Origin of the sequence: Paenibacillus cellulosilyticus (genome assembly GCF_003182255.1) — a bacterium.
GTDB classification, from domain to species: Bacteria; Bacillota; Bacilli; order Paenibacillales; family Paenibacillaceae; genus Paenibacillus_T; species Paenibacillus_T cellulosilyticus.
The window spans coordinates 63,695-70,729 of record NZ_QGTQ01000035.1 but is presented as its reverse complement, the minus strand read 5'-3'; the positions used below and the strand labels follow the sequence as shown (position 1 = coordinate 70,729).

Sequence of the window (7,035 nt, the reverse complement as noted above, 5' to 3'; positions counted from 1 at the left end):
GAGGTCGGGTGGCTTTCGCTTGCCCATAATTTGCTCAAGAAGGTGGCAGTTGATAGAAGAATCAAAAAGGCGATTCAGGGATGACCCCCTGAACCCTTTTTTTGCTTTTTTTCAATAAATTGAGCTAGCTCATCAGTTAGTTGACCTACTTTTGGGACAGCCCCTGGTTTATTTTCTTATAATCGTTTGGCACGACTGTAATGCATATTGAAGAAACTTCAAGGAGTATATTACTTTAGCGATTTTAAGCAAAGGAGGGGTGTTTATGTCTTTTCCCAACAATGTGCAGTATGTTCCGGTCACTCTGAACGGGATACCTATTAGCGACCCTGTCCGCGACGTATCGCCTGACGAGACGGATATTGTGGGCGATGAGGCATTTCCAGCTGCCTATTACGGTTATGATGGCACAAACCTTTATTTTCGTCTGCGACTGAATGCTGACCCTCGTTTCAAAACCGGCTTTCGCAACTTTGCATGGGGCGTCCTCTTCGACACGGATAATGACCCGTCGACCTACGAAGCCGTACTGGCCGTGAACGGCCTCGACAGTACCGTTGATTTGATTCGCAACACGGTACGAATTCCCAACGCTTTCACCGATTCGGCAGAAGGAGTGGACAGCAAGGGTCAGCCGAATTTCAGACAGTCGATCATCAACTTTGACATCGCCCGCGCACAGCCGACCGACGACGGATCCCGCTTCGGCGGCAATGCTAATTTTTTTATTGATTGGTTCGTTCGGCTATCAGTGCTGCAGCAGCAGCTCGGCATCACAGATCAGAGCAGCTTAAGATTTTTATTCTTTACGGCTACGAACAATAACAACTTCAACAAAGACTTTATCGGACCTGGCACGCTGCTGAGCAGCGCGTTTTCCGATCCGTTAACGATCAATGGCGGTGACGTAAGGGCGAAGCTGTCCCTCACGCAGTCCGCTGAAGGTGGGCCGCTGACGATTACCGGCGGGGCTCCAACGACGATTGCAGGCAGCATTGAAGTGAAGAACAGCGGACGAAGCGAAGCAGCTAATGTCGTTGTTAATGCCGTATTCGGCTTCGATACGCCGATTTCGTTCGAAGTGCGACAGACGTCTATGGGGAACACAGCATATAATGCCGCGGCGCAGACATTGACTTGGAATGTCGGCAATCTTGCCGCAGGTTCAGATGCTGTTCTTCAATATACGGCTCAAGGCGTGTTCAACGCCGCTGGTACGCGGACGGTCGATTCGAAGACTGCTACGGGAATTGACTTGTTCACCGGCGCTGTATTAAGTCCGAAGACGAGCGCATTGACCGCGGCTGTGATTACGACAGGTGCGATTACGGGCAGAGTATTGGACAATATTACGGGCCTTCCACTTCCGGGCGTCGCCGTTCAAGCGGTGAATGCTGCCACGATGGCAGTCATCTCGAGCGCAGTAACAGCTGAAGCAGGAGTGTATTCGTTTCCGAGCTTGCCGCCGGGCAGCTATGTGCTGCAATTCGCATTCCCGGACTATCAGAGTCAATCTGCAAGTGTCAGTGTAGTTGTTAATACAATTACGACATTGAATGTGCTTCTCGTGCCTCTTCCAGCGAATGTCTTGGGAACGGTAACGGATGCTGCGACCGATCTTCCGATCGTAGGAGCAGCCGTCCATTTGAACGATTCCAATGGTGCGCCAACAGCTGACGCGCTCACGGATGCCGCAGGGCAATTCGCGCTGAATGGCATTTTCCCTGGCTCTTATCGAATAAGCGTTGAAGCGCCTGATTATCAGTTAAGCACGCGTCCAATCACGTTATCGGCTGGTGCAACCCGCACGGCGAACTTTGCATTGAGCGGCAATCCCGGTTCTGTGTCGGGAACGGTTACCGGCACGAATGGCGCACCGGTAGCCGGTGCCTTGGTAGAGGTGCTTAACAGCCGGATTGACATCCTTGCTGCGGTAGTGACCGACGCTTCTGGGCAATATGCCATTAACAGCCTGACCCCTACCGTTCTTGACCGCATTCGCTTCTCTGCGCAAGGCTACGTCACCCAAATTATCGGGCTTCAAATCGTCCCCGGGCAGAACGTCGTTAACGCGAAGCTATCGCCTTTGGCTGGTTCACTCACCGGCGTTATTACCGACAGCGTGACCGGAGCGCCGATTGTTGGCGCGTCCATCAGCGTGGCAAGTGATGTTGGCTTGAAGCTGCAGTCTGCGGTAACCGCAGCGGATGGCACGTACACGATTCCTTCGCTTGGTCCGGGCAGCTATACAGCGACAATCGGAGGCCCAGGATATGCCAGTCAGTTGCTAGGGGCAACCATTGCCGCTGGCACTGTAACGGCATTGAGCACTGCACTGGAGCAACTGGCCGGAGCGATAAGCGGACGAGTTGCGGATATCCAATTCACGCCGCTCATTGATGCGGAAGTAACGATATTCACGAACAACATCGTTGTAGCCGGCGTCAATACGCAGGAGGACGGCACGTTCACAGTTGGCGGACTATCGGCAGGCGTTTATACGGTAGCCGCGGCTGTGAGCGGATTCGGGGGGACCTCGCAGACGATTACGGTCAATCCGGCGCAGACGACGGAAACGGTTCTCATTCTGCTGCCGCTTGCGGGGGAATTGACGGGGACCGTAACAGATACTGGAGGCAAACCGATCGCGGGTGCGACGCTGGCGCTGCAATTGAACGTGGACGGCGGCTCGCTTGCTTTTGTGCGGTTTGTAACGGAGCAGGACGGCACTTACTATCTCACGAATCTAGCGCCACTTCCATTCATCGTTACGGCATCGGCAACGGGTTTCCAGAATGGTTACGTCAGCATCGTCATCACGCCAGGGCAGCTGGTGACAGCTGATTTCCGATTGGCGCCTAATCCTGGCTCGATTGAAGGAACTGTCGTGGATGTGGAGGGCAGACCGATTGCAGGAGCCGGCGCACAGGTACGCTTGAATAATGCAAACGGCGTCACGCTGGTTAACCTGTTCACCGATACAGCAGGCCGATTTACGGCAAGCAATATGGCGCCAGGCACCTATGCCGTCGTTGTATCGGCGGACCGATTCCAGACCTCGACAGCTACCGTCGCAGTCGAATCGGACCAAACCGCGGCTCTGCAAATTGCTTTGAGCCCTAATCCAGGCTCCATACTGGGCAGAGTCTTCGATGTTATCACCAATCTGCCAGCCTTGCCTGCCATCGTGAATGTAACGGATAAAAACAATTTGCTCCTCGGCTCGTCACTCGCCGATAACAATGGGCAAGTCAGAATCGAAGGGCTGCCGCCAGGCAGCTATACGTTGGCGGTTACGGCAATCAATTATCAAGGGGGCACGTTCGGAATCATTGTTCAATCCGACGCGATTGCGACAGCTGAATTTGCGGTTATTCCGAACCCTGCGACGATTGTGGGGATCACGCTGCCTCCCGTTGCCGGCATTATCGTTAACCTGTACAATCTGAACAATGTTCAGGTTGCCAACGCGATCTCGCAAAGCGACGGGTCTTTTGTTTTTATCAGCATCAGAGAAGGCTCCTATTATATGAATGCTTCTGCAACAGGCTATACTTCAGCAACGGTCGGCGTATCCGTTCTGCCCGGCGAAACGGCTGCCGTGCAGCTTCCGCTGACACCAAATCCGGGTCGACTTGCAGGAAAGATAATCGACGATTCGGGCAATCCAGTCGCAGGCGCAGTTATTCGAGCGATGGACAGCAATGAGACGATACGAAATGTCGCCCAAGCGGATGCTTCGGGGAGCTATGTTCTTGATCTGCTGCCAGCCGGTTTAATTACAGCTATCGCTTCTGCCACTAATCACGGCAATGCGGTCGTAAGCGCAACGATCGGTCCTGGCGAGACGGTGTCAAGCGTCAATTTCACGCTGGCCTCCGATCCTGGTTCTATTGCGGGGCAAGTGACCGATGCAATCAGCGGGGAGCCAATTCAAGGAGCGGATATTGAGATTCGCAGCGGTACCGCGTCGGGGCTGGCGGTCGCACACGTTACGGCCGACGGAGCGGGCAATTTTCTATTCGATGGCCTGCGGCCGGGGACATATACAGTAATCGTGTCAGCGGATCGTTATGCCGCTAATCGCATTGGTGCGGTAGTTCGAAGCAATCAGAGCACAGCATCGAATATTGCTCTGGCGCCAATCTTCGGAGACATAAGCGGCCAAGTCGTCGATACGACGGGCAATACGGTATCGTCGCTGGATACGAGAGTTCGGCTGTTCACAAAAGAAGGGGTGTTGATTGACAGCATCTTTGTGAGTCCAGCCGGCACGTTTGCAATCCATAATCTTCTTCCCGGCGAATACCTGCTTGTCGCTGCTTCTCCCGGTTTCATGACGGCATCGATCGGAACGATTGTAACGGCCGGCATTGTGACTCCTGTCCAAGCGGTACTGACAACAGAGATTTCGCTATTAACAGGTACGGTACGAAATGCGGGAACGGGCAGCGGCATATCGGGCGCACAAGTGACGGTTTATGATCTATACGGGCTTGCGATTGATTCAACCTTCACAGATGAGAAGGGGAGCTTCGAATTGAGAGGCTTGCCGGCTGGAAACTTGACCATTACAGCCGCTGCAGCAGGCTTCGGCTCGGAATCGGCTGGTATCGTTATCGAGTCCGGCAGTGCTTCGCAGTTGCAGCTATCGCTCACGCCGAATCCCGGGGCAGTCGGCGGCTTCGTAAGCAATTATTCGAATGGCGCGAGCCTATCAGGCGCTTCGGTTCAAATTTTCAACGGATCGACCGGCGCATTGATCGCGACTGTCGTTAGCGGCAGCGGCGGAGAATATGCATCTGCTGATTTGGCACCAGGCTTCTATACGGCAATCTGTAATGCAGTCGGATTCACTAGTGGGCTTGGCGGCTTCGATATATTGGCGGGCGAAACGACAAGATACAGCTTTGCGCTGGATCCTCTTCCTGGACAGCTGCGAGGCATGGTCAACCGAGCGACGGATAATACGGCGATTCCTGGAAGCAGCATCGTCATTCGGCAATACAACAACTTTGGGCCGGTCGTCGGATCGATTATTACAGATGGTATCGGAAATTATAATCTAGGCGACGTCACACCAGCGAACTATAGTCTATCGGCTTCCAAAACAGGATTTTTACCTCAGGATACATCAACGGGGATACTACCTAACGCGCTCACGATTGTTAATTTCGCGCTTCAATCCGTTTCCATCGTCGTAACGGGTCGAGTAACAGACGGAACGAACGGCGCCCCATTGCCGAATACGAGCGTGACGATTGTGGATGGCAGTGGATCGGTGGTAGGCAATGGGGTTACCGATGGCAGCGGTCAATATACGGTTCCAAGTGTTTCAGGAGGCGAGCGGACAATCGTAGCGAGCAACCCAAGCAGGCAAACGACCGTCGTTTTTACGCCGATTACGCAGTCATCCAATCAGCAGGTCAACCTCGTGCTTGTCGGTATTCCGCTAACGATTCAGGGCATTGTGACGGACAACGTATTTCAATCTCCTGTTGCAGGTGCGATCGTCAACGTACTGGATCAGGAATCGAACACAGTGCTTGCAACCGTATTTACGAGCGGGGACGGAAGTTTCACGGCCCGTGGGCTTGCGGCAGGAACCTACACGGTAACAGCCTCCGCCCAACGGTTAGGGTCAGTTGCACGCAGCGCCGCAGCGGGTGCAGGCAATAGTGGATCGCTTTCTCTTAGCGCGGCCTTCGGCACGCTGACGGGCACGATTCGCGATGCTGCCGGCAAGCCGCTCTATCGCGCGCTTGTCGAGATTGTTGCTTCTGGAGGAGAGCTGGTGCGGCAGGTCATTAGCAATGCGGCAGGCAGCTATATCGTAACGAATCTGTCCGCTGGCGCTCAACGGGCTCGTTTCTCTTTCCCAAGTAAACAAACAAAAGAGCTTAATCCAATCATCATCGACCAGCAGAAGACGGTGCTTGATGTCATCCTGCTGGATGAGGAAGAGGAGTAACCAGGAAGCAGGGGGCTAATTATTGTTCAAAAAAGAAGCGGGAACCACTTATAAGCGGGTCCTGCTTCTTTTTTTGTACGGAATCGATCGAAGTTATCTACTCATCGTGTCCGCTACCTGCCGTCGGTAGTCGCTTGGCGAGACGCCGGCCCAGCGCTTGAACTGGCGGCTGAAGTGGGCGATGTCGCGGTAGCCGAGCACCGACGAGATCGTCTGCACCGGCAGCTGCGGGTCGGCGAGCAGCAGCTTCGCTTCGTGCAATACCAGCTCGGACAAATAGGCTCGTGGCGATTGGCCGTACACATGGCGAAACACGCGGTTGCAGTGCGATACGCTGATGCCTAGCTCTTCGGCAATGTCATCGATGCCGTAATGCTTGTCGCTCGTTGTATGCTCATCGCTCCGCTTGAAGGTTTGTCCAACGATCGCCTGCAGCCGGCTGCGAATCCGATTCGCGAGCTCGAACCGCTCATAGCTGTCAGCCGATAGGCTGATTGCCTCCTGTGACAGTGCCTCAAGCAGGTTGCCGAACAGCTCGAAGGCCGCGGACTGCATCCGCATTCTTTTCACGATAGAGGTCTCATCATCTTCTCCGGCAATGGTGATCAGCTTATGCAGAACAGGTACGACCTGCGTCGTGAGCAGACCGCCGCTTGGAAACAACACCTGCTTCATGCGACCGAGCAGCGACAGAAACAGGTGGTCATCAATATTGAAATGCAAGCAGAAATAAGTAAAAGGCTGACCGTTCGCGCTGCGGCTCGAATGCTCTTCGCCCGGGCGGATGAGGAGCAGGTCGCCTGCTTGCTGTACATAGCTTGTGCCATTGATGGTCATCTGCTGCTCGCCATCAAGGACGTAGTTGATCTCGTACTGCGAATGCTCGTGCACGGGATAGTCCCACACGCCGTCGACCTGCCGCATATGAACGCCAAACAAGTTAACCGTCGTTTTTACGTTAGGAAACATAAACTCCTGCAGACTGCTGCCGAGCACGGGTGGAAGATACGGTGCTGCCACGGATCGTAACGCCTCCTAACAAGTTGTTATGTATCGAGTATAAC

General features: G+C 54.0%; 2 protein-coding genes. One reads left to right on the top strand and one right to left on the bottom strand.

Annotation, left to right across the window (positions count from 1 at the left end; all coding sequences use genetic code 11):
- The first annotated feature begins 265 nt into the window (after positions 1-265).
- Entirely contained in the window at positions 266-5,971 is a 5,706-nt protein-coding gene (locus tag DFQ01_RS27160; protein WP_110047082.1) for a carboxypeptidase regulatory-like domain-containing protein, read from the top strand.
- A gap of 93 nt (positions 5,972-6,064) precedes the next feature.
- Here the strand turns inward: DFQ01_RS27160 and DFQ01_RS27155 are convergent, their stop codons facing one another.
- The gene (locus DFQ01_RS27155) at positions 6,065-6,991 is read right to left on the bottom strand and encodes a helix-turn-helix domain-containing protein (protein WP_110047081.1); all 927 of its coding nucleotides are present in this window, start codon (positions 6,989-6,991) and stop codon (positions 6,065-6,067) included.
- Positions 6,992-7,035 lie beyond the last annotated feature (44 nt).